The following is a 26,901-nucleotide window of genomic DNA, read 5'->3' on the forward strand; positions in this document are numbered from 1 at the left end:
TCCCGTTCGGCCTAGTCGACCCCACCGTTCGTACCGGAAATGCCGAAACCGGTTTCGCGCGGAACCGGTTTCAGGTATCACTGTGAGAGCGCTCCCATCACGCTGCCGCCGCACGAGCCTTCTCGGAGACCACATGGATCGCGACGACGTGCCCTACCTCGACGCCACGCTGCCCACCGCAGAGCGGGTAGCCGACCTGCTGGGCCGCATGACGCCGGCCGAGAAGGTCGGCCAGATGATGCAGCTGGACTCGAGGGAGGACCTGGACGACCACGTGCTGCGCAAGCACGTCGGCTCGATCCTGCACACCTCGCCGGAGCGAGTGCTGCGCGCGCAGGACCTCACCACTCAGACGCGTCTGCGCGTCCCTCTGCTGATCGCCGAGGACTGCATCCACGGCCACTCGTTCTACGAGGGCGCCACGATCTTCCCGACGCAGCTCGGCATGGCCGCGAGCTGGGACCCGGCGCTGGTCGAGCAGGTCGCCCGCGTCACCGCGGTCGAGGCGGCCGCGACCGGCGTGCACTGGACGTTCTCGCCGGTCCTGTGCATCTCGCGGGACCTGCGCTGGGGCCGCGTCGACGAGACGTTCGGCGAGGACCCGGTGCTGATCGGTGAGCTCGCGGCCGCGATGGTCCGCGGCTACCAGGGCGACGGCCTGACCGACGAGACGGCGATCCTCGCGACCGCGAAGCACTTCGCCGGGTACTCGGAGACCCAGGGCGGCCGGGACGCGAGCGAGGCCGACCTGTCGCGCCGCAAGCTGCGGTCGTGGTTCCTGCCGCCGTTCGAGAAGGTCGCCCGCGCGGGCTGCGCGACGTTCATGCTCGGCTACCAGTCCACCGACGGTGTGCCGATCACGGTCAACTCGTGGCTGCTCGACGAGGTCCTGCGCGGCGAATGGGGCTACCAGGGCACGCTGATCACGGACTGGGACAACGTCGGCCGCATGGTCTGGGAGCAGAAGCTGCAGCCCGACTACGCGCACGCCGCCGCGGCCGCCGTGAAGGCCGGCAACGACATGATCATGACGACGCCGCAGTTCTTCGACGGCGCGCTGCAGGCCGTCGAGGACGGGCTGCTGGCCGAGTCGGACCTCGACCGCGCGGTCACCCGCATCCTGACGCTCAAGTTCGACCTCGGGCTGTTCGAGAACCCGCGCAGGCCCGACACCGAACGCCAGCGCGTGATGATCAACCACGACGACCACGTGGCGCTGAACCTGCAGGTCGCGCGGCGTTCGCTGGTGCTGCTGCGCAACGACGGCGTGCTTCCGTTCAGCAAGCCCAAGGGCAGGATCGCGGTGGTCGGCCCGCTCGCCGACGACGCGCAGACCCAGCTCGGCGACTGGGCCGGCTCGTCCGGTCAGGCCGACTGGCTGCCCGACGGCCACCCGCGCGAGATGATCACGACGGTCCTCGACGGACTGCGCGAGCTCTCGTCGCAGGAGGTCACGTACGCCCGCGGCGCCGACATCCTCACGCTGGAGCCGGACCCCGAGGGCGACACGTTCCCCGACGGCCAGCCGCGCCCGCCGGTCGTGCGGGCCTGCGCGCCGGACGCCGGCCTGATCGCCGAGGCCGTCGCGGCGGCCGAGGGCGCGGACTACGTGGTCGCCGTCGTCGGTGACGTGATCGAACTGGTCGGCGAGGGCCGGTCCACCGCCACGCTCGACCTGATCGGCGGCCAGATCGCCCTGCTCGACGCGCTGGCCGGGACCGGCACGCCGCTGGTCGTGGTGCTGCTCGCGTCGAAGCCGCTGGTCCTGCCCGCGTCCGCGCGCAACGCCGCCGCGCTGCTGTGGGTGGCGAACCCCGGCATGCAGGGTGGCCGCGCGATCGCCGAGGTGCTGCACGGGCTGATCGAGCCCAGCGGCCGGTTGCCGATCTCGTTCGCGGCTCACGCCGGGCAGCAGCCGACGTACTACAACCAGATCCGCGGCCAGCACGGCACGCGCTACGCCGACCTGACGCAGGAGCCGGCGTTCGTGTTCGGCGAGGGCCTGTCGTACACGACGGTCGAGTACGGCGACCTGCACGTGGAGACGGCGGTGCTGCGCCCGGACGAGACCGTCAAGGCGTGCATCTCGCTCACCAACACCGGGTCACGGCCTTCTCGCGAGACCGTGCAGGTCTACGTCAGCGACGCGGTCACCTCGGTGAGCTGGGCCGACAAGGAGCTCAAAACCTTCAAGCAGGTCGACGTGGAGCCGGGCGAGACCGTGCAGGTCGACCTCGAACTCCCGGTCTCCGCCTGCACGATCGTCGACGCGGACGGTCACCGGGTGGTCGAGCCCGGCGAGTTCGTCCTGCTGGTGGGCCCGAGCTCGAAGGACCTCCGCCGGGCCGAGTTCACCGTAAAGCCACAGTATTGAAGAGAGCAGGAACGATCGTGAGGTAGCGGGGAGGGATCTCCACCGCCTTTGTGATCGCCTTCTTCACCGCCGGGACCAGGTCCGCGTCGACCAGCGCGACAGCGGGCCTGCCCGGCGGGTCGATCAGCAGGCTGGCGCCGCGCGCGCCGGCCGCGAGTGCGGCCTGGACCACCGCGTCCTGCTCCGGATCCGGGTTCTGGGCGTGGTGGTACGCCGTCAAAGCCGCGCCCAGGTCGTCCGTGCCCCGAACGTAGGGTTGCTCCACCTGCGGTTCCGGGCGCCGGATCCTCGTGTCGACGACGAGCAGCCGTTGACCGGGCAGGTCGAGCACTTCCGGCCGTGGTTCCTCGAACCGCTCGCCCGCCAGGTCATGGAGCGCCAGTCCCACCGCGGTCCTCAGCGCCTCGGCCGCGGACAGGCCACTCCCCTGCGGCAGGTCGACGCTGCACATCAACGCGGCGCCGCCCTTCGCCTCCACGCCCGCGGCCCAGGCCGGGATGTCGTCGGACGGCAGCAGCGCGCGTTCGGTCGGCCGGTTCACCGACACCAGCTCGAGCCTGCCGTCGTCACGCCGGTCTCCCGCGACGATCGCACCCCACTTGGCGGGCACCTTCACCGCGCCGCCCAGCAGGTTCAGCACGCCCGGCGCGTACCAGACGCCTGCCGCGGGCCGTCCGAACGTGCGCCGGAACGCGTGCGGCACCAGCCTGAGCTCCGGCGCGAGCTCAGGCCGATCCGCGATGTCCGTCACGACTTCCGTGCCAAGAGGCGGTAGGCGTTGCCCTGACCGGTGCGGTGCGCCAGGAAGCGGTTTACCGTCTGGTCCAGCGCCAGCGCGACGAAGAACGCCGGGATGCCCAGCGTCCACACCAGGAAGCTGCGGGTCCTCCTGAGCCGCACCTTCCCCGGCCGCCAGGGGGCGGGCGTGCGCGGGGCCTTGTCGCCCAGCCACAACAGCAACGCGAGCGTGAAGTCATTGCACAGGTGGGCTTTCGCGCGTTCGGTGGCCACTGTGGTCAGTCCGCGGTCAGCGAGGGCGTCCTGCAGGTTGCCGATCGGCATCATGTGCTGGTGCTGCGGCTGGAACCACGGCATCCAGTACTGGCCGAACAACCTCCCGAGCCGCCACTCGGGGTCCGGCAGCTCGATCAGCAGGTAGCCGCCGCCGGGCAGCACGTCCGCGGCGATGTCGAGCTCCTCCCACGGATCGCGCACGTGTTCCAGGTAGTGGTGCATGCTGATGACGTCGTAGCGGCCCTTGAGCTCGCCCGCGAAGTCCTTGAAGCTGCCGCGGTAGGAGTTCTCGATCCGGCCGAGCCTCGCCGCGTCCTCGATGGCCGCGCCCTGGTCGAGCCCGTCGAACCTCGTCTGCGGCAGGACCTCCTTGGCTCCCAGGCAGAAGTGCGCGTGCCCGGAGCCGACGTCCAGCCAGCGTTCGGGCTTGGTGAACGGTTCGACCATGCGCGCCCGGCCGTAGTACGGCTCGGTCTTGCCGGAGAACACCGCTTCCGCCGACGTCTCGCCGAGGCCGTCGTAGAAGTCGCGGTAGTAGAAGCCCAGGCCCTCCTCGGTCAGGCGCGGGTTCTGCCAGACATGTCCACATCGGACACACCGGTCCATCGTGAACGTGCCGGGCTTGCGCTGCACCAGGTCCGTCGCGGTGACCCAGCGGCGCAGGTCCGTGCTCCCGCACGACGGGCAGTTGTCGCGCGGGGCCTCGTGGAAGTTCCGGTCGCGGTTCTGCTCGTACCAGGGCGCGGCCTGTTCGAGGTGCTGGGCCTGCCGCTTCTCGGCCGTCGACTTCCTGCCGCCGGAGGTCTTGAACCACAGGTAGGGCGTGCGCAGGACGCGCGGCACCCACAGGTCACGCGGCCGCAGCGGCGTGCCGGCGAACACCAGGATCGGATGCGCCCAGTAGGCGGCCAGCGCGACTAGTCCCCACTGCCAGTTCGTGACCAGGGCGGCGACCACGGTCGCGTACCCGATGACCGAGCCCGCGATCCACAGCGACGGCCGCTTCCCGAACCGCCGCAACGTCGCCGCGCGGTACCCGAGGTCGTACGGCCCGGCCTTGAGCCCCGGCGCGACCGCGATGTCGACCCGCGCGCGCACGTGGTCCTTGACCCGCCGCACGTACGCCACGAACTCGGTGGGGTCGTCGGGGTCGACCTCCTCGACGTACGGCTCCCGCACCAGAACAGCCTGCGACGCGCTGATCCCGCGCGCCCACTGGTCGTCGCGGTACTTGCCGGGATCGACCGCGCCGAGCAGGTCCAGCGCGGCGACCGTGGGCAGGTCGCGCGGAACGAGGTCGACGAGATCGGCGTCGGACTCCCACGAGCCCTCCGGATGGACTCCGGTGGCGGTGAGGAGCGAGTGCCCGCCCGCGCCCTGGGCGAGCACCCGCAGCTTGGACGCGCGGGAACGCAGGCGCAGCACGTCCAGCAGGACGACCACCACGACCAGCACGCTGAGGATCATCCGGCCACCACCTTTTCCAGTAGGTCGGCTGCGGCCGCTGCGCCGCCTGCCGCCACGAACGATTCGCGCACCAGTTCGGCGGAGGCCACGTACTCCGGCTCGTCCAGCACGGACGCCAGTGCGCTTCGGATGTCTGCCGCCCGCGCCCGCGAGTAGGTCAGCCGCACCCCGGCGCCGGCCTGCACGACCTGGGCGGCGACGGTCGGCTGGTCGTCGCGGATCGGTGCTACCACCAGCGGCAGCCCGTGCGCGAGTGCCTCGCAGACCGTGTTGTGGCCGCCGTGCGTGACGACGGCGTCCAGGTGCGGCATCAGCGCGAGTTGCGGCACCGAAGGCAGCATCAGGACGTTCGCCGGGGCGGGCCTCGGCGGAGCGACCATCACGGCCTGCACATCGAGTTCCGCGACCGCTTCCAGGGCCTGGCCCAGGAAACGCTCGCCCGCGGGACCGTTCAGGGTGCCCAGGGAGATCAGCACCCGGCGCCCGCCGGTCAGCCTCTCCCACGGGAAGTCCACCCGTTCCACGCGATGGCTCAGCGCGGGGCCCACGAACGCCACTTCCTCGCCGAAGTCCCCCGCCACCAACGCCTTCGAGCTGTAGACCAGCACCAGCCGGTCGGAGAACCTGATGTCACCGCCGGCGAAGTCGTGCAGCAGGTCGCGCACCCAGGCGTCGACCTTCGGCATCGTCCTGAGTGGATTGACCAGTTCGGCGGACGTGCTGGCCGACGTCACCCAGGGCAGGCCGGCGACCCGCGCCACCAACGGTCCCGCCAGCGCCTGCTGGTCGGCGACGACCACGTCCGGGGCGAACGCCCTGACCGCGTCCGAGACTCCCGGCACCATCGCGTGCCCCAGCGGGATCAGGAACTCCTCCCAGAAGAACTTGAGCACCGCCATCCCGCGCAACGCGAGCCAGCGCTCCCGTTGCGCGCGGATGTCCGCTTCCAGGGCATCGTCGATCGCGGGGAACACTCGGGCGTTGTCCGGCAGGAGTGGTTGCAGCGTGCCGGGATGCCCGACCCACGCGACCTCGTGCCCGCGCGCCAGCAACTCGCCGCCCACGGAGGCGGTCGGGTTGACGTGGCCGGTCAGAGGCGGCACGACGAACAGGAACCGGCTCATGACGGCAACCAGTCGAACAGTACGTCGAGCAGTTCGGCCGTGGCTTCACGGAGAACCGTGTGCCCCAGCCCGGAAACGACGTGCAGCCGGCACGACGGGATGCGCTCGCGCAGTTCCGCGGCGGCCCCGATCAGTTCGGACTCGGCGCCGTACACGCCGAGCACCGGGCACTGGACCTGGGTGAGGTCGAGCTTCGCGCCGGAGCCGAGGTCGTCGATCAGCGTCGTGCCGTTGAGCAACGCGTTGGCGTTCACGGCGAGCTTCGCGATCTTGCGCTGGCCCAGGGCCATCAACTGGTCCTGCGTCCGGTCGAACTCCAGGCCCAGCGCGGCGACGGTCAGCGTGTTCGTGATGTCCTCGAACCACGCGTCGCCGACCACTCCCCCGACGGCCGACTCGACCAGCACGACACCGCCGACGCGTTCGGGGGCCTGGACGGCCGCGTGCATCGCGACGACGCCGCCGTAGCTGTTGCCCAGCAGGAAGACGGGTTCGGTCACGCCGATCTCGTCGAGCACGGCGACCAGGTCGAGCGCGCTCTCCTCCGGCGTGTAGCCGGACGGTGGCCGTTCGGACAGGCCGTGCCCGCGCAGGTCGAACAGCACGGTGCCGAACCCGGCCTGGGCCAGCGGCGCGGCGAGTGTGTAGTAGAAGCTGGACAGGTTGTCCATCACCAGGCCGTGCACGAACACCACCGCTGGTCCTGTTTCCGGTCCGAGCCGCTGCACGTGGAAGCGCAGCCCTCGGGCGTGAACCTCAGACACGGGCCGTGATGTGGTCGACGAGCCGGCCGACGGACATCGCCATGATCTCGTCGATGTCCATGTCCGCCAGGAAGGCCACGAGATCGACGCCGTAGTGGGCGTTGAGCTTGTCCGCCAGAGCCACGAACTCGATCGACTCCAGGCCCAGGTCGTCGCTGAACGTGGTGTCGCGGGTGATCTCCACGCCCAGCAGGAAGTCGGGCCCGACCACCTCGGTGATCAGCTTCGCGACCTGCTGCAGCACCTCGTCCATCAGATCTCCGTTCGCACGCGGGCCGCGGCTCGCCCCGGTTCGGATGTCACTTCGATTCGCGGCACGGCGAAGGCCCCGCGCACGCGGCCGTCGGCGGTCACACTCAGCTCGGCCGGGTAGACCGGCCCTGCTCCGCGATCCCACAGCCACGAGCGCACGGCGTCTTTCACCGCGATCACGCGCAGCAGCCAGTCCCGCTGGGCGGGCACGTCCAGGTCGCCGTAGTGGCGCCGCTCGCCGGAGTTCAGGTAGCGGCGCATGATCAGGTCACGGGTCGCGCTGTCGGCCCAGTTCTCCACGACCCGCACCCACTCGCCGTCCTGAGTGGACAGCGTTTCGGTGCCCGGCTTGAGCTTGACCTGCCAGATCCGGTCGTCCGTGGTGAACCGGCGGGTGGTCCAGCCGGCGATCCGGCACCACAGCTCGCCGTTCACGGTCAGCTCGGCGTCCGCCACCATCACCTGCGCGGTGACCTCGCGGATCCAGGCGGTGCACCGGACGTCACCGGCCGGCGCGGGCCCGTGGAACGTCACCCGCTCGATGCCGGTCGGCAGCACGGTCTGGTCCTCGGTGCGGCAGACCTGCATCCAGTGACCGATCAGCTGCCCGGCGCTGTCCAGCAACGCTCCCGGCGCGGGCAACGGCGTCAGCACGCCCGCGATCCCGTTGTCCGCCAGGCAGTCGATCTTCGTGACGCCCGCGAACGCCGGTCCGTGGAACATCCAGTTGTCCTGGTACAGCTCGGCGGCGGTCACCGGCGCCTCGCGCACGCCTTCGAGTTCCCTGCCAACCGGTTCCGGGGCCTGCGGCGACATCAGCACGACGCCCTCGGCGTAGTCGCCGACCTTGACGAGGACGCGGTCCTGGCCCTCCGCGCGGGCGGAGATCTTGACGGTCGTCGCGGGCAGCGCGGTGAGCCAGCGCTTGGCCTTGACCTGTGCGAACCCGTACACCGTGCCTCCGGTGAGCCGGCGCGCGGCGTCCGCGAACACCTCCAGCAGGCCGGTCGCGGGCACGATCGGGAACCCGTCCGCGAGGTCCGGCCAGCCCGGCGCCTGCGGGAACACCGAGTGGTCGGCCAGCTCCGGCATGGTCCGCAAGGAGAACTCGCGGGTGAACCCCGCCTCGTTCGGCCGGAGCGCGCCGACGACTTCACGTGCCACCGCGTTGGTGTGGGCCAGGAGCTTGTTGACCGCGGCGGACATCGGGCTGTCGGCGGCCACCAGCACGGGTTCGGTGCCGAGCGCGTCGAGCGTGATCTTCGGTGTGCCGAGCCGGAGCTTGACCTTGTGGGCGGTGCCGCGCTTGAGACCGAACGCCCACAACGCCTCCGGTGCGATGTCAGCGTTCACGGCGATGTGCGGCCTGTCGTTCAGCGTGTCGCCGACGAAGCCGGGCAGGCTCCCCTGTCCGATCTGGACGAACGCGCGGAAACCCGCGCCGTGCAGGCGTTCCAGCAACGGACGGAACCGGACGGGCTCGACCAGGTGGCGCAGGACCAGTTCGCGAACCTCGTCCGCGCCCATCGGTTCGAGGGAGTTCGCCGACCACACCGGGATGTCCGGCGCGCGCACCGGCAGCTGGTCGAGCATCTCCTGGGCCCGCCCCAGGTAGGGGGCGAGCGCCGGGGTGTGGAAGCCGGTGCGGAACGCCATCAGCTGCGCCATCACGCCGTTGGCCTTGAGTGTGACCAGGACCTGTTCGAGGCGGTCGATCGGTCCGCAGATCACCGACTGGTGCGGGCAGTTGTCGTGGCTGATCGTCACGCCGTCGACCAGGTACTGCTCGGCGGTGTCGGCGGAGCAACCCAGTGCGGCGTAGGCGATGTCGACGACCGCGACCGCACCCGGCCCGAGCGCCGAGACGAACTCGTCGATCGTCGGGTAGATGCCGCCGACGACCATCGCGGTCCACTCGCCCATGCTGTGCCCGGCGAGCGCTCCCGGCGTGATGCCGAGTGCCATGAGTTCACGGGCCTCGCGGCGGCCGTCCTGCAACAACCCGACGGCGTGGTCGACGACCTCGCCGCTGAACTCGCGTTCGAAGCCGGGGAACACGAACGCGACCTGGTCGGTGCCGGTCAGCAACGGCTGCGGGGAGAACCAGATGTCGTGGCGGCCGGGCCACGCCTTGCCCTGGGCCAGCACCCGTTCGGCGAGCTTGAGCTTGCGGTCGTCGGGGTTGCCGATGGCGAGCCGGAACGCCCTGTCGGCGCTGGAGGTGCGGCGTTCCCTCAGCGCGTCGGCGAGTTCGTCGGCGGTGTCGGCGGCGAACGTCATGACGGGCTTGCGCGGCTTGGCGATGGTGTGGCCGTCGAGGACGGCATGGGCGTTGATCCCGCCGAACCCGAACGCGTTCACGACCGCGCGATGCCGTCCGGTCCACTCGCGAGCGCTCGTCACGGGTGTGAACCGGGTGCCGGCCAGACTGCTGTGCGGGGTGTCGACGTGCAGGGTCGGCGGAAGCGTGTTGTGGTGCAGTGCCAGTGCGGCCTTGATCAGCCCGGCCATCCCGGCGGCGGGCATCGCGTGACCGATCATCGACTTCACCGTGCCGATGCCGATCTCGTCGCCCTGCCCGCCGAACGCGTTGATCATCGTCTGCAGTTCGGCGGCGTCACCGGCGGGCGTGGCCGTGCCGTGCGCCTCGATCAGACCCGGTGCCTTCTCGCGGGGATCGAGGCCGGCGCTGGCCCAAGCTCGTTGCACGGCAAGGAGCTGACCGTCCGGGTTGGGCGTCATCATGCTGGTCGCGCGGCCGTCGCTCGCGGTGCCGATGCCGCGGATCACCGCGTAGACCCGTTCGTCGCCGACGTCCTCCAGCCGCTTCAGCACGACCATGCCGACGCCCTCGGACAGCAGCGTGCCGTCCGCGCTTGCGTCGAACGGCCGGATCCGTTCGGTCGGGCTCAACGCCCTGAGCTGGGTGAACACGCTCCACAACGTCGGGTGGTGGCAGACGTGGACGGCGCCGGCGAGCATGGCGTCCGCACGACCCTCCTGGAGTTCGCGGACGGCGTGCTCGACGGCGACCAGCCCGGACGCGCAGGCCGCGTCCACGGTGTACGCGGTGCCCCTGAGGTCGAACCGGTTGGCGATGCGCGACGCCGCCAGGTTCGGCACGAGGCCGATCGACGACTCCGGCTGCTCGGGGCCGAGGCGGTCGCGAATGGCCTGGCGGACGGTGTTCAGCTCGGTGCCGGCGAGGTTCGGGAAGAGGTCCCTGACCACCGACACGACCTCGTCGGCGAGCCTGACCCGCTGGTCCAGCCGCGCGCAGCCGGGCGTGAGGTAACCGCCGCGTCCCACGACCACGCCGACGCGGTCCCTGGACGGCAGCACGGACTCGCCACCCGCGTCCGCGATGGCCTCGGCGGCCGTGGCGAGGGCGAGCAACTGGTCGGGCTCCGCGCCGTCCACAGTGGACGGCATGATGCCGAACCTGGTCGGGTCGAACTCCGCGAGGTCGTCGACGAACCCGCCCCTGCGGCAGTAGAACCTGTCGCCGGTCCTGCTGTCCTGGTCGTAGTAGGTGGCCGGGTCCCAGCGGCCGGGCGGGATCTGGCCGATCGCGTCGACGCCGCTGACGATGTTGCGCCAGAACGTCGCCGCGTCCGGGGCACCGGGGAAGACGGCGCCGATCCCGACGATCGCTATGCCTCCCATCGGTAGACCACCTGCACGTCCTGACCGTTCGCGATCTCGTTGAGCAGCGCGTCCACGCCCTGCGCCGGCTCGATCATCGGGATGCCGCGCCGCGCGTACTCGCCGGCGAGCCCGGCCGCCATGCCCGCACCGGCCCAGGGACCCCAGTCGACGGCGACGACATGGCGTTGCGGACCCCAGAACCTGGCCATCCGGTCGAGCGCGTCGTTCGCCGCCGAGTAGTCGGCCTGGCCGCGGTTGCCGAACACGCCGCTGACGCTGCCGAACAGCACGAGGAATCCGTCGCCGAACGCCTTGGCACCGTTCACCTTCGTCGCCCACACCCGGTCGAACGACTCCTGGGTCTTGGCCTCGATCAGCCTGTCGTCCAGCACACCCGCGCCGTGGACGACGCCGTCGAGCCGGCCGAACCGGGCCTTGATGTCGTCGACCACCCTGCCCACGGCTTCGGCGTCGGTGACGTCGCACTCGTGGTAGCGCACGCTCGCTGCCTTGGCACGCAACCGTTCCATGGTCTGACGGACTTCGCGTTCGGCGAGGACCTTGCGCGCCTTGGCCGGCACGTCGTCCTTCTCTCCGAGCTCGAACAACGCCTTCACGAGTTCGGGCTCGGTCGTGGCGTGGCTGAGCCGGTGGTCCTCGGTCGCGATCGGAGTGCGGCCGATCAGCTCGATGTGGCAGCCGGTGCGCTCGGCCAGTCCGGTCGCGGCGAGCGCGGTGATGCCGCGGGCACCGCCGGTCAGTAGCACCACGCTGTCCGCGCCGAGGGTCAGGGGCGCGGCGTCGAGTTCTGCCTCTGCCACCTCGATGACCTGGCGCCGGCCGGCCTGGTAGCCGACGACGGCCGGGCCGGGCCCGATCTCGGCGAGCAGCGCGGTGGCGATGTCGCGGTGGCTTTCCTTGGGGTTGACGTCGACCGAGCGGACCACGAGGTCCGGGTACTCGAGCGCGGCCGTGCGGATCAGGCCGTGCAGGCCGATGTCCGCCGGCAGTTCGTCGGGCTGGTGGTCGAAGCCGAACGTGCCGCCGCCCGTGGTCACGACGACGAGCGCGACCCCGTTCGTCACGCACGCCTTGACCTCGCTGAACGCCTCCGGCAGCCGTGCCTGGAGCCGGATCACGACGTCGACGCCGGTCAGGTCGGCCGGGAAGGACGGCTCGACGCGCGGCCGGGCGGTGTGGCGTTCGAGCAGGTCGGCGAGTTCGAGCCCGATCCCGTTGTCGTCGACGATCAGCACGGTCCTGCCGGTGAGGTCGGTGGGGGCGGCGGGTTCCACGGCCACGACCTGGGGCACGAGCCGAACCAGCCTGCCCGGACCTGCCTCGATCGCCTTCGGCGCCGGGGTGTCGCTGAACCAGCCGACGATCCCGTCGATCGTCTTGAGTTGCGCCAGCTCGTCGACCGCGCCCACCGCGCCGAGTTCCTGGGCCAGCTCACCCACGATCTCCGCGCGCTTGATGGAGTCGATCGACAGGTCCGCTTCCAGGTCCAGCCCCGGCTGCAGCATCCCGACCGGATAGCCCGTGCGGGTGCTGATCGTCCGCAGCACGACCTCCCGGACGTCCACAGCGGCGACCGGGGCGGCGGCGCCGAACCAGCCCACGATGCCCTCGATGGTCTTGAGCTGCGCCAGCTCGTCCACCGAACCGGCGGCGCCCAGCTCGGCCACCAGCTCGCCGACGATCTCGGTCCGCTTGATCGAGTCGATCGACAGGTCCGCTTCCAGGTCCAGCCCTGGCTGCAGCATCTCGACCGGGTAGCCGGTGCGGGCGCTGATCGTCCGCAGCACCACCGCGCCCACGTCCTCCTGCGGCTTGACCACCGGCTCCGCGACGACGACGGGCTGCTGGTCGATCACCTGGCGGGGCACCGGCACCGACGCGGGCTCGGTGCCGAGGTAGCTCAGCAGGACGTCGCGCTGGGCGCTGACCGCGTCCCGCATGCCGTCCAGGAACTTCTCGATGATCTCGTCACGCCCCAGCCCCGATCCCACGCGCAGCGTCGGGAACTCCGTCGCGGGCCGCAGCCCGCCGGGCAGTGCGTCACCGTTCGCGTCCCGCACGAGTCCTCCATCCACGTACCAGCCCGGCCTTGGCGGCACGGCCGTGGCCGGTTCGGCCCTGTCCTCGAACAGTGGTGCGGTGTCCACCTCGACACCGGCGACCGCGAGCGTCGCCAGAGTGCGCAGGAACGTCACGTGGTCGTCGCAGCGCAACGCCTGGTGCGGCCGGTCACCGAGGGTCTTGCCGACCAGCGACGTCAGCACGCCGCCGGGTCCCGCCTCGACGAAGATCCGGGCGCCCGCCGCGTACATCGACTCGATCTGGTCCACGAACCGCACCCGGCCCGCGAGCTGCGCGGACAACCCTTCGAGCACGTCGTCGTGCGGAGCGGCGGACACGTTCGACCACACCGGGAACCGCGTCTCGCCCAGGGAGATCTCCGCGAGACGGGCCGCGAACCGGTCGCGGGCACCGGCCATCAGCGGGCTGTGGAACGCGGCGGCGACAGGGATGTCCTTCACGGTCAGCCCGGCGGCCCGAAGCTCCTCCACCGCACGGGCCACGGCCTCGGTCGGACCCGAGATCACGACCTGCTCGGGCGCATTGTGGTTGGCCACCACGACATCGGCCGGCAGCAGTGCCTCGACCTCGGCCACCGGCGCGGTCACCGCGGCCATCGTGCCGGGGTCCTCGCCGACCGCCTCCAGCATGGCCTCGGCGCGCGCCGCGCTCAGTTCCAGCAACTCGGCGGCGCCGAACGCGCCGGCCGCCGACAGCGCGACCAGTTCGCCGTAGCTGTGGCCACCGGCCAGGTCCGGCCGCACGCCGACGGAGTCCAGCAGCGCCGTGACCATGAGCCCGGCGATGCCGAGCGTCGGCTGCGCGTTGCGGGTGTCGGTGATCTCCGCGCGCTGCCGCGACACGTCCTCGGCGGTCAGCGCGGTCGCCGGGTACATCGCCCGTTCGTAACGTGCGTCGAGGAAGTCCTGCAGGCGCGGGAAAGCGGTGACCAGGTCGAGCAGCATGCCCGGTCGCTGGCTGCCCTGGCCGGGATACAGGAACGCGACCTGGGGCCGCTCCCCCGTCCGCAACGACACGACGTTCGAAGCACGCCAGGCTTCGACATCCTCCAAAGCCTTCTTCAGTCCAGAGTGGTCACTCACCACGAATGCCGCTTGGACCGTGCCGTTCCCGCAGGCGGCGGCCAGCGACCGCAACGGCGTCCGCTCGTCCACCAGCCCGGCGAGACGAACGGCTTCCCGTTGTGCGGCAGCCTGGTCGTCACCGCAGATCAGGAACAGCTCGGCGGGCCAGGCAGTCAGGCCGTGCCGGGGTTCGTCGGCCCCGGTGTAGCCCGCGATCACGGTGTGGAAGTTCGTGCCGCCGAACCCGAACGCGCTCACGCCCGCGACCCGGTTCCTGCTCGCCCACGTGCGGTGGCCGAACGCGAACGGGCTGGTCCGCGCGTCCCAGAAAGCGTTGGGCTGCTTGACGTGCAACGTGCCGGGCCGCACGCCGGTGTGCACGGACAGAGCCGCCTTGATCACACCCGCGAGTCCGGCCGCGCACTTGGTGTGGCCGATCTGCGACTTGACCGAGCCGATCGTGCACGTGCCGGGTTCGACGCCGGAGAACATCTCGGTCAGCGCCGCGAGCTCGGTGCGGTCGCCTACCACGGTTCCGGTGCCGTGCGCCTCGACCAGTCCAACTGCGGTGACCGGCAGCCCGGCCGACGCGTAGGCACGGCGCAGAGCGCGTTGCTGCCCTTCCGGACGCGGCGCGGTCAGGCCCAGCGACCGGCCGTCGCTCGACGCGCCGATGCCCTTGATCACCGCGTAGACGCGGTCACCGTCCCGTTCGGCGTCGGCGAGTCGCTTCAGGACGACGGCGGCCACACCTTCGCCGAGTGCGATGCCGTCCGCCGCCGAGTCGAACGTGGCACAACGGCCCTTGGCGGACAAGGCTTTCACCGACGCGAACATCTGGTAGTCGTGCGCGCTGTTGTGCAGGTCGACCGCGCCGCACAGGACCATGTCGCTGGTGCCGCCGACGAGTTCCTTGCACGCCACGTCGAGCGCGGCCAGGCTGGACGCGCAGGCCGCGTCGACCGTGTAGTTCGCGCCACCGAGGTCGAGCCGGTTAGCGACCCGGCCGGCGATCACGTTGCCGAGCACGCCGGGGAACGAGTCCTCGGTCAGCGACGGCAGGTGGTCGTCCAGGCCGTGGATGCCCAGGGCGGGCAACGCGGTGCGGACCGTGTAGGCGTTCGCGAGGTCGGCGCCGGCCTCGGCACCGAAGATCACCGACGTGCGTTCGCGGTCGAACACCCGCGTCGCGTACCCGGCGTCCTGGAGCGCCCGCGCCGACACTTCGAGCGCCAGCAGCTGGGCTGGTTCGATCGAGGTGAGCGAGGTGGGCGGGATCCCGTAGGCCAGCGGGTCGAAGGCCGTGCGCGGGAGGAAGCCGCCCCACCGGAACGGGCTGCCGTAACGTTCCGGCGACCAGCGGTCCGGCGGGATCTCGGTGATGGAGTCGGTGCCCGCCAGGACGTTCGCCCAGAACTCCGCCACGTCGCGGGCACCCGGCATGATCGCGGCCATGCCGACGATGGCGACATCCAGCGGTGCGGCCTCGACGGCTTCCGCGCCGGTCTCGGGCAGCACGCCGGACACGATGTCCTCGTGCAGCCGCGCGATCGTGGTGCGTTCGGACCGCAGCGTCGCGACCTGGCCGATCATGAACATGCCCTCGCGGCGCTGCTCGTCCTCGCCGACCGGCTCGAGGCCGCCGTCCCCGCGCACGAGACCGCGGCTGGCGAGCCGGAGCCGTCCCAGGTTGAGCTGTTCGAGCCTCTCCCAGCTCTCCTGCTTCGGCAGTCCGGTCAGCTCGGCCCGCGCCTGCTCGAACGTGTCCACATAGGACGTCTGCGCGCAGCGGACGGCGTGGCCCGGCGAGGTCTCCAGCAGCGCGGTGTCCTCGCACTCCAGCGCGACCTGCTGGAACACCGGCTGGATCGCGCCGTGCGTCACGGCTTCCTCGGTGAACAGGTAGGCCGTGCCGACGAGAACACCGATCGCCGCTCCCCGTGCCGCGATCGACGCGGTCATGGCGGAGATCATCGCGGCCGAGCGGGCATCGTGGATGCCGCCCGCGAACAACGCGACGACGTCCTTCTCACGCCCGCGCAGCACGTCGATCTGCTGCTGCCACAACGTGAAGCTGGTCCGGGGACCGGTGTGCCCGCCGCACTCCGAGCCCTCGAAGACGAACTTGCGCGCGCCCTCGTCGAGGAACCGGCGCAGCAACGCGGGCGACGGCACGTGCAGGAACGCCTCGATGCCGGCGTCCTCCAGTTCGCGCGCCTGCGCGGGCGTGCCCCCGGCGACGATCGCGTACTTCGGCCGGACGGCCAGCACGGCCTCCATCTGCCGCGCCCGCAGATCCGGCGGAGCGAACCCGAGCAGGCCGACGCCCCACGGCCGTTCGCCGAGCTTGGCCGCGGTGTGGTCCAGCAGTACGCGGACCGCCGGGCCCTCCATCAACGCGAGCGCGAGGAACGGCAGCGCACCACCCTCGGCGACGGCAGCGGCGAACGCGGGCTGGTCGCTGACGCGGGTCATCGGACCCTGCGCGATCGGGTACCGCAGGCCGGGGACGCGGTCGCAGAACGGCCCACCGGCCCGGATGGAGCGGTGCTCACCCGCCAGGGTGAGATTGTCCCTCATCCCCCGCGCAATGGCGCCGACCACGCCTCCGACAGTGCCGAACGAGGTACGGTAAAAATCAGCCAGGGAACCTTCCTGACCGATTTCGAGCGCCTTTTGACGAACGTGAACGCGTAACCCGTCGTTCACGACGGTGTCGGCGCCGTCCATCATCCGGACCGCGTTGACAATTTCGCCGGAAATATGTTTTCGGGCCTCCGCGACCAGTGTGAGCTGGCCTTCCAGCACCACTCCGCGAGCACCGCCGGCGACCGCGGCCGCAGCCGTGTCGGGGCCGATCGACCCGGCCACCCAGACCGGCAGATCGGTCAGCGCGAGCACCTGCTGGAGCAACACGAACGCGGGCGAACCACCCACTCGGCCGCCTGACTCGGCACCCTTGGCGATCAAGCCGGTGGCTCCGAACTCGATCGCCGCAACGGCTTCCGCCACCGAGGTGATCACCGCGAGGACGCGGCGTTCACCCAGTTCAGCAAGGTTCGGAGCATAACGAACAAGATCCACGACGACGGTGTCGACGGTGTCCGGCAGGGGCACCCTCAACGGTCCGTGCAGCCGCACCCCGAAGGCGCGCGAGTGACGCGTGGCGACACGGCCGAGGTCGGCGGCGGCGTGGGGCCCGAGGTCGAGCACACCAAGCCCGCCGGCTCGTTCGGCCGCGACCACGAGGGCCGGGTTGGGGGTGCCGAAAGGACTCAGGCACAGCACCCGTTCTCGATCCGACAGCATGTTCACTGCGCTCACTTCCTCACCCTGCAGGGGTGGGGAGAAAGGAATTCAGCTAGGGTTCCTACTGACCGGTACGGTTACAGCGCGCTCACCGTACGCACAAACCCGCGGCGCCGTCGAGGGGGGTAGTGAAACTTTCTCACATACGTAACCTGACGAATGGCCCCGGATGGCGGGGCCTCTTACTCCGGTTCGCGGATAGCGCGACGTGCTATGGCATGAGGAGCACGGGCTCGGTTCAGCGAGGCCACGAAGTTCTTCGTCCGCGAGACCGGCCTGTCACCCTGCGAGTAGCTGCGCCAATGTGTGCCGGGCGATGCCCGCGACGAACGAATTGCTGTCGCCGCGGCGGGCAAGCGCCAGCACGGAGAGTTCGAGTGCCCAGCCTCGTGCGCGGACCCAGGTGGCGTCGTCGAACTCGGTGAGCTCGCGCCGGAACTGCGCGCGGCCGCGTTCGTCGAGGAACAGCCACGCGGTCATGAGGTCGCCCGCCGGGTCACCGGCGGCCGCGCACCCCCAGTCGATGACGCCGGTCAGCTCGCCGTCGGTGAAGAGCAGATTGCCGCGGTGGAGATCGGCGTGCACCCAGCGGAGCGGACCGTGCCGGCTGGACTCATCGATCCGCTTCAGTCGTCCCAGCCGGGGCAGAGCTGGTCGAGCGTCCGGCTGGCGATGCCCGCGAGGAACCTGTTGGTGTCGCGGTAGTACGGCAGCGCGAGCACGGCGAGGTGCAGCGCCCAGCCCTGCGCGCGGGCCCAGGCGGCGTCGTCGTACTCGCCCATCTCGCGCTGGAACGCCTTGCGGCCGCGTTCGTCGAGGTAGAGCCAGGCCGTCATGAGGTCCGCGGCCGGGTCGCCGACGCCCGCGCTGCCCCAGTCGATCACGCCGGTCAGCTCGCCGCCGGTGAAGATCAGGTTGCCGACGTGCAGGTCTGCGTGCAGCCACCGGCCCGGCTGGTCCCAGCGCGGGGCGTTCAGGGCGTCCTGCCAGATCGTGACGAGCCTGGGGTCGCCGCCGACCTGCGCGATGTGGTCGCGGATGATGTCGTCGTGGTCGCTGCCATCGAGGCGGCCGCGATTGGCGGTCCACGGCCGGTCGGTCGCGTCGACCTTGTGCAGGGCGCGGATCAGGGCGGCGAGCCGGAGCGGGGTGTCCTCGGCGGTCTCCTCGACCGGGGCGGTCTCGCCCGCGACCCAGCGCACCACGGACCACTGGTACGGGTAGTCCCGCGCGGGTTCACCCAGTGCCAGCGGTTCCGGGACGGCGACCTGCACGTGCTGCGCCACCAGCGGAACGACGACCGCTTCCTTCGCCGCGTCGTCCCTCGCCCATTCGCGGCGGGGCAGCCGCACCGCCAGGTCGTCGCCCAGCCGGTACAGGGCGTGGCTGGTGCCGCCGTGCACGACCTCGGTGATCGGCAGACCGTGCCAGCGCGGGAACTGCGTGCGGATCAGTTCGTCCACAAGGGACACGTCAGTGGCGGTCTCGCCGTCGAGCATCGATCAACTCCCCCGGATGAGCCTCCCATGCAACACCGCACCTCCGGCCGGAGCAACTCGTTTACCCAGCGCGCCGGTCCGCGAGCCGCACGACGTCCGGCGACCGCTCCACCCGGAACCGGCCGCTCGACGCGACCAGGTACCCGACGCCGCGAACGGTCTGGATAATCTCCGCCGCGTCGCCGAGCTTCTGCCGCACCCGCCGGACGTGCACGTCGACCGTGCGGCCGCCGCTGTAGTCGTCGTCGACACCCCACACCGCCGACAGCAGCTCACGCCGGCGATGCACGCGGTCGGTGTGGGAGCACAGGTGCAGCAGCAGTTCGAACTCCAGCCGCGTCAGCTCGACGGGCTTCTCGTGCACCAGCACCTGTCGCGTGTCCGGCAGGACCCGGACGTCCACTTCCTCGACCGCGGCCTCGACCGCCGGCACCAGGCCCGCGTCGGACAACGCGCCGAGCAGCCGCAGCGCGGTGTCCTCGTCCTCGGTGTCGATGGTGATGCTGAACCTCATGACGCACCTCCTCAGCGACGTTCACGTTAGGTACCGGCGAACCGGCTGGACAAGGACGTCCACGTGCTGAACAACCGTCGGATACCGAGATTCTCGCGGGCTTGCGTTGACGTGAGCGTCAAGGTTTAGCGTTGGGCCCATGAGGATCGGCGAACTGGCCAAGCGAGCCGGCACCACGACCCGTGCGCTGCGCTTCTACGAGTCCGAGGGGCTCCTCGAAGCGGAACGCACGCCCAACGGCTACCGCGAGTACGACGAGCACCACCTGCGGCTGGTTCGCGAGATCCAAGCACTGCAGGCGGTCGGGCTGTCCCTGGAGGATGCCCGGCCGTTCGTGGCGTGCCTGCGCGCCGGGCACGAGTCGGGCGATTCGTGCCCGGACTCGCGGGAGGTCTACCGGCGCAGGCTCGCCGAGGTGGACGCCTGCCTGGACCGGCTCAACACCGTCCGGGAGTTCCTGCTGGCCAGACTCGCCTTCCAGGACCCGTGCCTCGTGCCCGAACCCAAGGAGTTCCAGTGCAGCAACTGACCGACGCCACGTTCTCGGACCAGACCCGGACGGGCACCGTGCTCGTGGAGTTCTGGGCGCAGTGGTGCGGGCCGTGCCACATGCTCACCCCCGTGCTCGAGGAGATCGACCGCGAGCGCGCCGACCTGACCGTCGTCAAGATCAACGCCGACGAGAACACCGCCACCGCCCGCGACCACCAGGTCATGTCGCTGCCGACGATGCTGCTGTTCCGCGACGGCGTGCCGATCCGGCAGATCGTGGGAGCGCGCCCCAAGGGCCGCCTGCTGGCTGAGCTGGACGACGCGCTGAGCGCCTAGCTGACCAGGGACAGGCCGCGGCGGACGGGCTCGGCGACCGGCACGGCCGACGGGATCTCGACCTCCTCCCCGGGAGATCGGCATCCGCAAAGCCGTTGGGGCGCCTCGGTCTTCGATCCTCGGGCAGTTCCTGATCGAGGCGACGCTGCTGAGCCTGTTCGGCGGCGCTTTGGGGGTGGCGGCGGGCGTGATCGGCAGCCGGTTCACCATCGCGGGCATCCAGCCCGTGCTCGTGCCGTCGTCGGTGCTGCTGGCGTTCGCGGTGTCGGCGTTGATCGGCCTGTTCTTCGGCAGCTACCCGGCTTCCCGCGCCGCGAAGCTCCGTCCCATCGAAGCCCTCAGGCACGAATAAGGAGTCTTTGACGTGACCAACCCACTCGATCAGCCTTTGGAGAACGACATCACGGCTGAGCTGAAGGAACGCAAGGCGGGCGTCGGCAAGACCACGGTGGTCCTCGGGGTCGCGGTACTCGCGATCGTGGCGTTCGTCGGCGGGGTGTTCGTGCAGAAGTCCTTCGGTGCCGGCGAGACCCCGACGCGTCAGAACGCCGCCGGCCGGCAGTTCGGCGGCACTCCGCCTTCGGGCCAGAACCGGCCGAACCCCGCAGGACGCGGCACCATCGGCACGATCGACCACGTCGACGGCACTACCGTGTACGTGAAGACGCAGAACGGGCAGGTCGTGAAGGTGTCCACTTCGGACACGACGAAGGTGGAGATCAGCTCGGAGGGCGAGCTCACGGATCTCAAGGCGGGTCAGCAGGTCGTCGTGCAGGGTCAGGCCGGTTCCGACGGCACGGTGACCGGGCAGACCATCACCCAGCGGCCGGCCACCGGGTGACGCAGGGTTCCCGCGACACCGCGCCCGGCGAGGGCGCGGTGTTCCGGGGCTATTCAGGCCGCGAACGGTTGGGCCACGCCCGCTCGTAGTGCTCCTCTGGGAAGTCGCTCGGGCTGGACCCGGTCGCGTGCGCGCGCCGGATCTCCTCGGCGTAGCGGTCGTTGCGTTCACACGAAGGCGCGGCAGGGATGTACATGACGTTGCCCCAGCCTTGCTGGTCCTCGACCGGCGCGACGCTGTGGATCATGTCGCAGTGCCACCAGACCGAGTCGCCGGCCCGGACGTCCGGGATGCCGCTGAGGGCTTCGATCAGCAGCTCGTGGTACTTCGGGTTGACGGGGAAGACCTGGTTGACGGTGACGCCGCACATGTCGTCGTCCGGGACGTCGTCGAGCAGCGGGCGCAGCATCAGGTACGCCATGGCGCCGGGGATCGGGACGGTGTGCAGGACGCCCTGGTCGTGGGCCATGTCCGAGAGCGCGGTCCAGCCCTGGAAGGTGCGGAACACCGAGCACATCGTGGTTCCCGGGTACTGCGGGCCGGTGGTGCGGTGGGCGGCGTCCCACGGGTCGTACTGCTCCGGCGTGCCGTTGAACAGGTGCCGGAACGCCTGCTGGTACTCCCGCGTCATCCACAGGTCGAGCGTGCCGGGGTCGAGGTGGGTGCCCAGGCCGTTCGAGTCGGCGCCGGGCGGGCGGCGGCGGATTCGGTCCGGGTAGCCGACGTCCGTGGCCGGATCGAACCAGCCTTCGTGGCGCCACAGGCTGTTGAGGAAGCGCTGGACGGTGGCCATGCGCTGGTGTCGCCTGGCCTCGGTCTGCGCGGGTGACCAGTAGATCGGGTAGATCTCGGGTTTCGAGCCGACGCTGCCGAAGAAGTCGTCGCCGGGGCCGCGGTAGTTCTCGAAGAAGTCGTTGCTCTCCACGTAGTCCACAATGGACTTGTCCCAGGCCAGGGCTTGTTCACGCTCGAAGTGGTTGCGCACCACCAGGCAGCCTCGGCGTTTCAGGAGCTCGGTGTTCGCCGTGCCGGCCTCGATGTCGGCGTAGTCGATCACGGGCCAGGCCTGGCCCGCCTTGACGTCGTCGACCTCGCGCCGGATCTGCTGCTCGACGACGGCGAACACCTCCTCGACAGTGCGCCCGGACGCCACGATGTTCGCGCGGATCGCCTTCTTCACCTCGCGGACGGCTTTCGTCAGGTCAGCGGGGGTCGTGTCCCAGTGCGGCAGCACGGCAACTCCTTCCAGTAAGGTCTCCTAACTTGGAACCATAGGCGTGTCGAGCCGTTGTAGGCAAGACCTCTAACTAGAATCCGCCGGGTGACCAAGCCGTCTCAGGAGTTGCTGCGCTCGATCTCGGACGAGCGCGTGCTGCGCACGTTGATGGCCGCGCGCAAGCTGACGCGGGCCGAGCTCGCGATCGAGACGGGCCTGTCGAAGCCGACGGTGAGCGAGAGCGTGCGCCGCCTGGTCGAGAGCGGGCTGGTCGCCGACACCGGCGAACGCACTCCCGGCGGGCGCGGCAAGGGACGGGTCGGCTCGTTCTACAGCCTCGCGGAGGACGTCGGTGTCGCACTGGTCATGACGATCGCGCCGGACGGCGTGACGGCGGAATGCGTTGACGCGTACGGAGATGTCGCCGACCGCACGCACCACCCGATCGACTCACCGGCGGAAGTGGCGACCGTGCTGCCCTCCGTCGCTGCGAAAGCCGTTGCGGCGCACCACGTCCGGCTCTGCACCGTGAGCGCGGCCGATCCGGTTGACCGCCGCACCGGCAGGCTCGTCCACCTCCCCGACTCGCCGTTCCTGGTGGGCGAACTCGACCCGGTCGAGGTGCTGAGCCCGTTGCTGCACGGCCCGGTGGTCGTCGACAACGACGTGAACTGGGCAGCGCAGGCCGAGCACGCCGTGCTGGGAGTCGCGGACTTCGCCTACCTGCACCTGGGCGAGGGCCTGGGATGCGCGCTCGTCAGCGACGGCGAGGTGCGGCGCGGGCACTCCGGGCTGGCCGGCGAGATTGCCCACGTGATCACGGTCGGGCCGTCCGGGACGGCGATGCCGTTCATCGCGGTGTTCGGTGAACTGGGTTTGCGGCGGCCCGGCTCGACCGCGATCGACGTGCCACGACTGCGGGCCGCGGACCCGGACGTGACGGCCCGTGCGGTCGGCGGGGTGATCACGGCCCTGGTGACGCTGGCGGACCCCGAGGTCGTGGTGATCGGCGGGACCTGGGGACCGGCTCTGCTCGACGCGATCAGCGCCGAGTGCTCACGGCTGCCACGTCAGGTCGACGTGGTCGCGGCATCGGTCGAGCAGCCGTCGCTGACCGGGGCGCGGGCCGCCGCGCTCGACCTGCTGAGGACGGCGCTCGTCAGCCGAGCAGGCTCGCGTACTCCTCGATCCGGGTGATCAGACCGTTCTCGAAGCGGAAGTACACGGCGGCGTCGACCCTGAACAGCCCGCCGTCCTTGGTCTCGACGTTCACGACGTGCTGCTGCAGGACCTCGCCCGGCTGCTCGAACTGGCGGGTGATGTCGTAGCGCATCGACTCGATGGGCTCGACCTGCGCTTCCATGCCGGCGATGTTCTCGCCGATCGAGGAGTCGCCCTTGCCGTCGTTGTGCCAGACGGTGGCATCGGTGGCGCACATCGCCTTCGCCTCGGACCACTCGCGGTTCTCCAGGTGGCGGAGGTAGGTGGTGGCCTTGGTCCTGAGGTCGTACATGAGGGCGCGTTCTCCTGCTTCTACTCTGGTCGGGAGGTGGTTGCCGGGCGGGGACAGCGGGCAGGTGAAGACTTCCGGGACCAGGTGGTGGTGCGAGAGGCTGGCCTGGTTGAAGTCGACGGTGAGCTTGCTGCCGGGCTCCAGGAGTGGCAGGACGAGCCAGCGGCCGATGTCCGGCGTCCCGGAGCCGTTGGTCTCGTCGGTGAAGATGACAAGTCGTTGGCCCGGCATGGTTTCGATGACGGCGAGGACGTGTTCCTCGCCGTTGATCGTGACCGCCAGGTCGACCGGAGCCCGCACGGCCTCCGTGGTGCGCGGGGCCGTCAGGTGCTCCACCTCGATGTGGCGATCCGCTGGGGCGGCACGGAACTCGCCCTCGAAGACCCACGCCGGGTCGTAGGGGTAGGTGTCGATCCCTTGCAGGCCCGACTGTTCCAGGGCCTTGTCGTCCATGACGACCACGCCGTAGGAGCCGTCGCCGCCTCCCGCGAACACCACTCGTCCGTCCGGCAGCTCGATTGTGCCGCCGTCTCCGGACACCATGCCCTTGGCGACCACCTTCGCCTTGCCGTTGGAGCCCGCGATCTCGTCCCACCTGGCTTCGCGCCACTGTTCGTAGGTCATTTCCTCGCCGCCCATACGGTGCGTTCGGTGCGCAGGGCCAGGTCGTCGCGGCGCAGCGCTTCTTCGAGGTCTTCCGGGTCGAGCCGCCGCTTCAGAACGATGCGGGCGTAGCGTTCCACGGCCTCGGACCGTTCGATGTGGACGGTGATCGTGCGGTCGCCCTCGACGGTGAACCCGGCTCCGGTCAGCATGGGGCCCCAGTCGGCACCGCGGTGCGGAATGCGCTCGTCGTGGCCGTCCGGCGCGTGTTCGGGCAGGAACTGCGGCATGCCGGCCAGTTCGACCACGGCGAGCAGGCCGCTGGGAGCGAGGGTCTTGTGCAGCTGGGCGAGGGTGTGGCCGGGGTCGGCCATGTGGTGCAGGGAGGCCGAGGCCCAGATCAGGTCCGGAGTGCCGAGGTCCGGCCAGTCCGAGTCGAGGTCGGCGACGACGGTGTGGACCCGGTCGGCCAGGCCCCGTTCACCGGCCTGGGCGCGGAGGCGCTGGAGGTGCTCGACCGAGGAGTCGACGGCGGTGACGTGGGCTTCGGGGAAGCGGCTCAGCAGCGCGAACGTGCCCGCACCGGTGCCGGCTCCCAGGTCGACGATGTGACGGGGGTTCGCGATGGGGAGCCAGTCGATGATGCCGGCGGTGTGGCCGGCGAGGAGTTCCGCGTCGAGGTCGAGGACCTCCGCCTGGTCACCGTCGTCATGCCCGTGTCGGTGGCCGTGCCCGTGCCCGTGCCCATGTCCGTGTCCGTGTCCGTGTTCGCTCATGGACCCAACGTAGGTCGATCGTGCCTCAAATGCACGGTGGCTTGCGTATTACGCAAGACGGTCGGTCTCCACGCTGCCGCGCGCGCAAGATCACGCCTTCTTGTCGGCGTTGTGGCCGCGGCGCGCCTCCCGGTCGAAGATGCCGAGGATCTCGCACGGACCGCCTGCCGTGCCGATCGCGTGCGGCAGCATCGTCGGAAACTCGGCGGCCTGGTTGGTCTCCACGCGGAGCCTCCGGTTGCCGAGCAGCAACACCGCCGTGCCCTTCAGAACCACCAGCCATTCGCGGCCGGAGTGCGCGCGGAGTGAGGCGGGGTTGTCGGGTGGCGGGCTGGTCATCCGCTGGCGCATGACCGTCATGCCAGGCTCGGCCTTGATCGGCCAGCGCATCGTGCCGTGCGCGCCGTCGAGCATCGGGCTGACGATCACGTCGTCGGTGTCGGTCTCGACCAGCTGGTCCAATGAGGTGTCGAGGGCCTTGGCCAGCGTCACCAGCTGGTCCAGGGCCAGCCGGCGCTGACCGTTCTCGATGCGGCTGAGCGACGACGGGCTGAGCTTGGCACGGGTGGCGAGCTCGTCCAGGGACCAGCCCTGGGCGACCCGCAGGGCGCGGATCCGTTTGCGCACGAGGCCGTCCAGATCACCATCTTCTTGCGTCATGCGCACGACTGTATGCCTCTCCAGCAAATCCCGCCTAGCTTCGCGGCCTTGACTCGAACGAAGACCCCGGTCGCGGTCTGCGTGGCGTTGATGGCCGTGATCTCGTCGGTGACCGGGCTCAACGTCGCCCAGCCCCACCTCGCCGCCGAGTTCGGCGCGTCCCAGAGCGCCGTCCTGTGGATCATCAACGGCTACGTGCTGGCGCTGGCCGCCCTGCTGCCGCTCGGCGCGCTCGGCGATCGGCTGGGCATGGGCATGGGCATGGGACTGTCGATGCCGCCCGCCACCGAGGCCATCACGAGCTCCCTGCCGGTGGAACGCCAGGGAGTGGCGTCCGCGCTGAACGACGTGACGCGCGAGTTCGGCACGGCCCTGGGCATCGCGCTGCTCGGCGTGATGGCCACCAACGGGTCCTTTGTGGATGGCTGGCGGACGGCTATGTGGACCGGTGTGGCCATCATGGCGGTCCTGTTCGCCGTCGTCCTCAGGGGTCGATGAGCAGGTCGAGCAGCTTCTGCGGGGACTCATTGCCGAACGGGCTCTGGTCCATCTTTGCCGAGCTCGGCGCCGTCCAGCATGGCCAGGTTGGCGCCCTCACCGTTGGGCAGCATGAGGTGCGCGGCGTCGCCGACCAGGGTCACGCCCGCTACCCGTTCCCCAGCGGTGCTCCGCCAGCAGGGCGTAGTGCGGACGGAACACCGGCTCCATGTAGGACTCGGTGATCAGCTTCGTGATCGCCGGCGCCCAGCCCTCGAACTCCGCCACGATCCGGCCGAGGTCGTCGAACCACTCCAGCAGACGGCTGAACTTCACGTAGGCGTGCAGCGTGTCGCCGCTCCCCCGATGCACGAAGATCCCCTTGCCCTGACCGGGGACGAACATCGAGCCGAGGCCGCCTCAGCGATCAGCAGGCACAACACTCCGGAGAAGCCAACGGGCATCACCGACATTCCACTTGTCCACAATGTGGCCAATTTCCAAACCATTTGGAATAGGTCACGCCAACAGATTCACCCATTTGGCCGCAGGTCAGCCACTTGCGGAAATCACCTACCTCATCACAGCCGCACCGAACGTGGCGACTCCGCCTCTCAATACCACAATCGCTCATTAAGACTGCCGACAGCCCCGTGTCCCCCATCCGGCCAGTTCAGGGGAACGCCCCCAGGGCATGGGGACGGACGACCAGCTTCAACAAGTTGGAGTATTCCTAATTCGCAACACCCGCCGGATCGACGCAACTCCGAGACTTGCGCACCTCCGTAACATTTCTCAAGACGAGCGCGAACTACAGGTCAAATATCGGTCCCATCAACACGAGCCGACCGCTCT

The 26,901-nt window shown here is 70.2% G+C and carries 20 protein-coding genes and 2 pseudogenes; 7 read left to right on the forward strand and 15 right to left on the reverse strand.

Annotation, left to right across the window (positions count from 1 at the left end):
- The first annotated feature begins 133 nt into the window (after positions 1–133).
- Positions 134–2,374: an exo-beta-d-1,3/1,6-glucosidase gene (locus tag IG04_RS0108090; protein ID WP_030475928.1), complete on the forward strand. Its 2,241-nt coding sequence runs from the start codon at positions 134–136 to the stop codon at positions 2,372–2,374.
- Here IG04_RS0108090 and IG04_RS0108095 read toward each other — a convergent pair.
- The 10 genes from IG04_RS0108095 to IG04_RS0108140 form a co-directional block, all read right to left on the reverse strand.
- Entirely contained in the window at positions 2,352–3,125 is a 774-nt protein-coding gene (locus IG04_RS0108095; protein WP_030475929.1) for a hypothetical protein, read from the reverse strand. The genes IG04_RS0108090 and IG04_RS0108095 overlap by 23 nt on opposite strands.
- Positions 3,122–4,855, reverse strand: a complete 1,734-nt coding sequence (locus tag IG04_RS46340; RefSeq protein WP_051769225.1) for a class I SAM-dependent methyltransferase — start codon at positions 4,853–4,855, stop codon at positions 3,122–3,124. The genes IG04_RS0108095 and IG04_RS46340 overlap by 4 nt, the downstream gene beginning before the upstream one ends.
- The gene (locus tag IG04_RS0108105; RefSeq protein ID WP_030475931.1) at positions 4,852–5,979 is read right to left on the reverse strand and encodes a glycosyltransferase; all 1,128 of its coding nucleotides are present in this window, start codon (positions 5,977–5,979) and stop codon (positions 4,852–4,854) included. Before IG04_RS0108105 ends, IG04_RS46340 begins: the two co-directional genes overlap by 4 nt.
- Entirely contained in the window at positions 5,976–6,743 is a 768-nt protein-coding gene (locus IG04_RS0108110) for an alpha/beta fold hydrolase (protein WP_030475932.1), read from the reverse strand. Before IG04_RS0108110 ends, IG04_RS0108105 begins: the two co-directional genes overlap by 4 nt.
- Entirely contained in the window at positions 6,736–6,996 is a 261-nt protein-coding gene (locus tag IG04_RS0108115) for an acyl carrier protein (RefSeq protein ID WP_036014077.1), read from the reverse strand. The genes IG04_RS0108110 and IG04_RS0108115 overlap by 8 nt, the downstream gene beginning before the upstream one ends.
- Entirely contained in the window at positions 6,996–10,661 is a 3,666-nt protein-coding gene (locus tag IG04_RS0108120; protein WP_051769229.1) for a type I polyketide synthase, read from the reverse strand. The genes IG04_RS0108115 and IG04_RS0108120 overlap by 1 nt, the downstream gene beginning before the upstream one ends.
- On the reverse strand, positions 10,649–17,134 hold the full coding sequence (locus IG04_RS0108125) for a type I polyketide synthase (RefSeq protein WP_245815860.1): 6,486 nt from the start codon (positions 17,132–17,134) through the stop codon (positions 10,649–10,651). The genes IG04_RS0108120 and IG04_RS0108125 overlap by 13 nt, the downstream gene beginning before the upstream one ends.
- Before the next feature lie 264 nt (positions 17,135–17,398).
- On the reverse strand, positions 17,399–17,860 hold the full coding sequence (locus IG04_RS47620) for a phosphotransferase (RefSeq protein ID WP_245815878.1): 462 nt from the start codon (positions 17,858–17,860) through the stop codon (positions 17,399–17,401).
- Entirely contained in the window at positions 17,746–18,618 is an 873-nt protein-coding gene (locus IG04_RS48015; RefSeq protein WP_030475937.1) for an aminoglycoside phosphotransferase family protein, read from the reverse strand. The genes IG04_RS47620 and IG04_RS48015 overlap by 115 nt, the downstream gene beginning before the upstream one ends.
- A 61-nt stretch (positions 18,619–18,679) precedes the next feature.
- Positions 18,680–19,132 carry a winged helix-turn-helix domain-containing protein gene (locus tag IG04_RS0108140; RefSeq protein WP_051769236.1) on the reverse strand — a complete coding sequence of 151 codons (453 nt, stop codon included), beginning with the start codon at positions 19,130–19,132 and terminating at the stop codon, positions 18,680–18,682.
- A gap of 139 nt (positions 19,133–19,271) precedes the next feature.
- Between IG04_RS0108140 and IG04_RS0108145 the strand changes: the two genes are divergently transcribed.
- From IG04_RS0108145 to IG04_RS0108160, 4 genes and pseudogenes are all read left to right on the forward strand, one after another.
- Positions 19,272–19,661 (forward strand): MerR family transcriptional regulator, encoded by a 390-nt coding sequence (locus tag IG04_RS0108145; RefSeq protein ID WP_030475939.1) that lies wholly within the window; start codon positions 19,272–19,274, stop codon positions 19,659–19,661.
- Positions 19,649–19,960 (forward strand): thioredoxin, encoded by a 312-nt coding sequence (trxA, locus tag IG04_RS0108150; RefSeq protein ID WP_030475940.1) that lies wholly within the window; start codon positions 19,649–19,651, stop codon positions 19,958–19,960. Before IG04_RS0108145 ends, trxA begins: the two co-directional genes overlap by 13 nt.
- A 70-nt stretch (positions 19,961–20,030) precedes the next feature.
- Positions 20,031–20,312: pseudogene (locus tag IG04_RS45060) on the forward strand (ABC transporter permease); the annotation flags it as partial.
- Between the two features lie 12 nt (positions 20,313–20,324).
- Positions 20,325–20,801, forward strand: a complete 477-nt coding sequence (locus IG04_RS0108160; RefSeq protein WP_030475941.1) for a hypothetical protein — start codon at positions 20,325–20,327, stop codon at positions 20,799–20,801.
- Between the two features lie 49 nt (positions 20,802–20,850).
- On the opposite strand, the gene IG04_RS0108165 is transcribed toward IG04_RS0108160, so the two are convergent.
- Positions 20,851–22,035: a YbiU family protein gene (locus IG04_RS0108165; RefSeq protein ID WP_245815861.1), complete on the reverse strand. Its 1,185-nt coding sequence runs from the start codon at positions 22,033–22,035 to the stop codon at positions 20,851–20,853.
- 87 nt (positions 22,036–22,122) lie between these two features.
- Here IG04_RS0108165 and IG04_RS0108170 point away from each other — a divergent pair, with 87 nt between their 5' ends.
- The gene (locus IG04_RS0108170) at positions 22,123–23,214 is read left to right on the forward strand and encodes an ROK family transcriptional regulator (protein WP_036014078.1); all 1,092 of its coding nucleotides are present in this window, start codon (positions 22,123–22,125) and stop codon (positions 23,212–23,214) included.
- Here IG04_RS0108170 and IG04_RS45065 read toward each other — a convergent pair.
- The 3 genes from IG04_RS45065 to IG04_RS0108185 form a co-directional block, all read right to left on the reverse strand.
- Entirely contained in the window at positions 23,177–24,154 is a 978-nt protein-coding gene (locus IG04_RS45065) for a DUF1684 domain-containing protein (protein WP_159460413.1), read from the reverse strand. The genes IG04_RS0108170 and IG04_RS45065 overlap by 38 nt on opposite strands.
- On the reverse strand, positions 24,151–24,909 hold the full coding sequence (locus IG04_RS0108180) for a class I SAM-dependent methyltransferase (protein WP_030475945.1): 759 nt from the start codon (positions 24,907–24,909) through the stop codon (positions 24,151–24,153). Before IG04_RS0108180 ends, IG04_RS45065 begins: the two co-directional genes overlap by 4 nt.
- A 90-nt stretch (positions 24,910–24,999) precedes the next feature.
- Entirely contained in the window at positions 25,000–25,569 is a 570-nt protein-coding gene (locus tag IG04_RS0108185) for a helix-turn-helix transcriptional regulator (RefSeq protein ID WP_030475946.1), read from the reverse strand.
- Positions 25,570–25,617: 48 nt separating this feature from the next.
- On the opposite strand from IG04_RS0108185, the gene IG04_RS47625 reads away from it, so the two are divergent.
- Complete coding sequence (locus tag IG04_RS47625) at positions 25,618–26,067, forward strand: MFS transporter (protein WP_211257704.1); 450 nt, start codon at positions 25,618–25,620, stop codon at positions 26,065–26,067.
- Between the two features lie 53 nt (positions 26,068–26,120).
- Here IG04_RS47625 and IG04_RS42365 read toward each other — a convergent pair.
- A pseudogene (locus IG04_RS42365) lies at positions 26,121–26,463 on the reverse strand (FAD-dependent oxidoreductase); the annotation flags it as partial.
- Positions 26,464–26,901: the final 438 nt, after the last annotated feature.

It is taken from the genome of Lentzea albidocapillata (assembly GCF_000719115.1).
Taxonomy (GTDB): Bacteria; Actinomycetota; Actinomycetes; order Mycobacteriales; family Pseudonocardiaceae; genus Lentzea; species Lentzea albidocapillata.

Coding starts and splice junctions, on each gene's coding strand:
- IG04_RS0108180 (WP_030475945.1), bottom strand. CDS start 24,909: ATGAGCGAACACGGACACGGACACGGACATGGGCACGGGCACGGGCAC.
- IG04_RS0108090 (WP_030475928.1), top strand. CDS start 134: ATGGATCGCGACGACGTGCCCTACCTCGACGCCACGCTGCCCACCGCA.
- IG04_RS0108115 (WP_036014077.1), bottom strand. CDS start 6,996: ATGGACGAGGTGCTGCAGCAGGTCGCGAAGCTGATCACCGAGGTGGTC.
- IG04_RS0108145 (WP_030475939.1), top strand. CDS start 19,272: ATGAGGATCGGCGAACTGGCCAAGCGAGCCGGCACCACGACCCGTGCG.
- IG04_RS0108140 (WP_051769236.1), bottom strand. CDS start 19,132: ATGAGGTTCAGCATCACCATCGACACCGAGGACGAGGACACCGCGCTG.
- IG04_RS46340 (WP_051769225.1), bottom strand. CDS start 4,855: ATGATCCTCAGCGTGCTGGTCGTGGTGGTCGTCCTGCTGGACGTGCTG.
- IG04_RS48015 (WP_030475937.1), bottom strand. CDS start 18,618: ATGCTCGACGGCGAGACCGCCACTGACGTGTCCCTTGTGGACGAACTG.
- IG04_RS0108185 (WP_030475946.1), bottom strand. CDS start 25,569: ATGACGCAAGAAGATGGTGATCTGGACGGCCTCGTGCGCAAACGGATC.
- IG04_RS0108105 (WP_030475931.1), bottom strand. CDS start 5,979: ATGAGCCGGTTCCTGTTCGTCGTGCCGCCTCTGACCGGCCACGTCAAC.
- IG04_RS45065 (WP_159460413.1), bottom strand. CDS start 24,154: ATGACCTACGAACAGTGGCGCGAAGCCAGGTGGGACGAGATCGCGGGC.
- IG04_RS0108120 (WP_051769229.1), bottom strand. CDS start 10,661: ATGGGAGGCATAGCGATCGTCGGGATCGGCGCCGTCTTCCCCGGTGCC.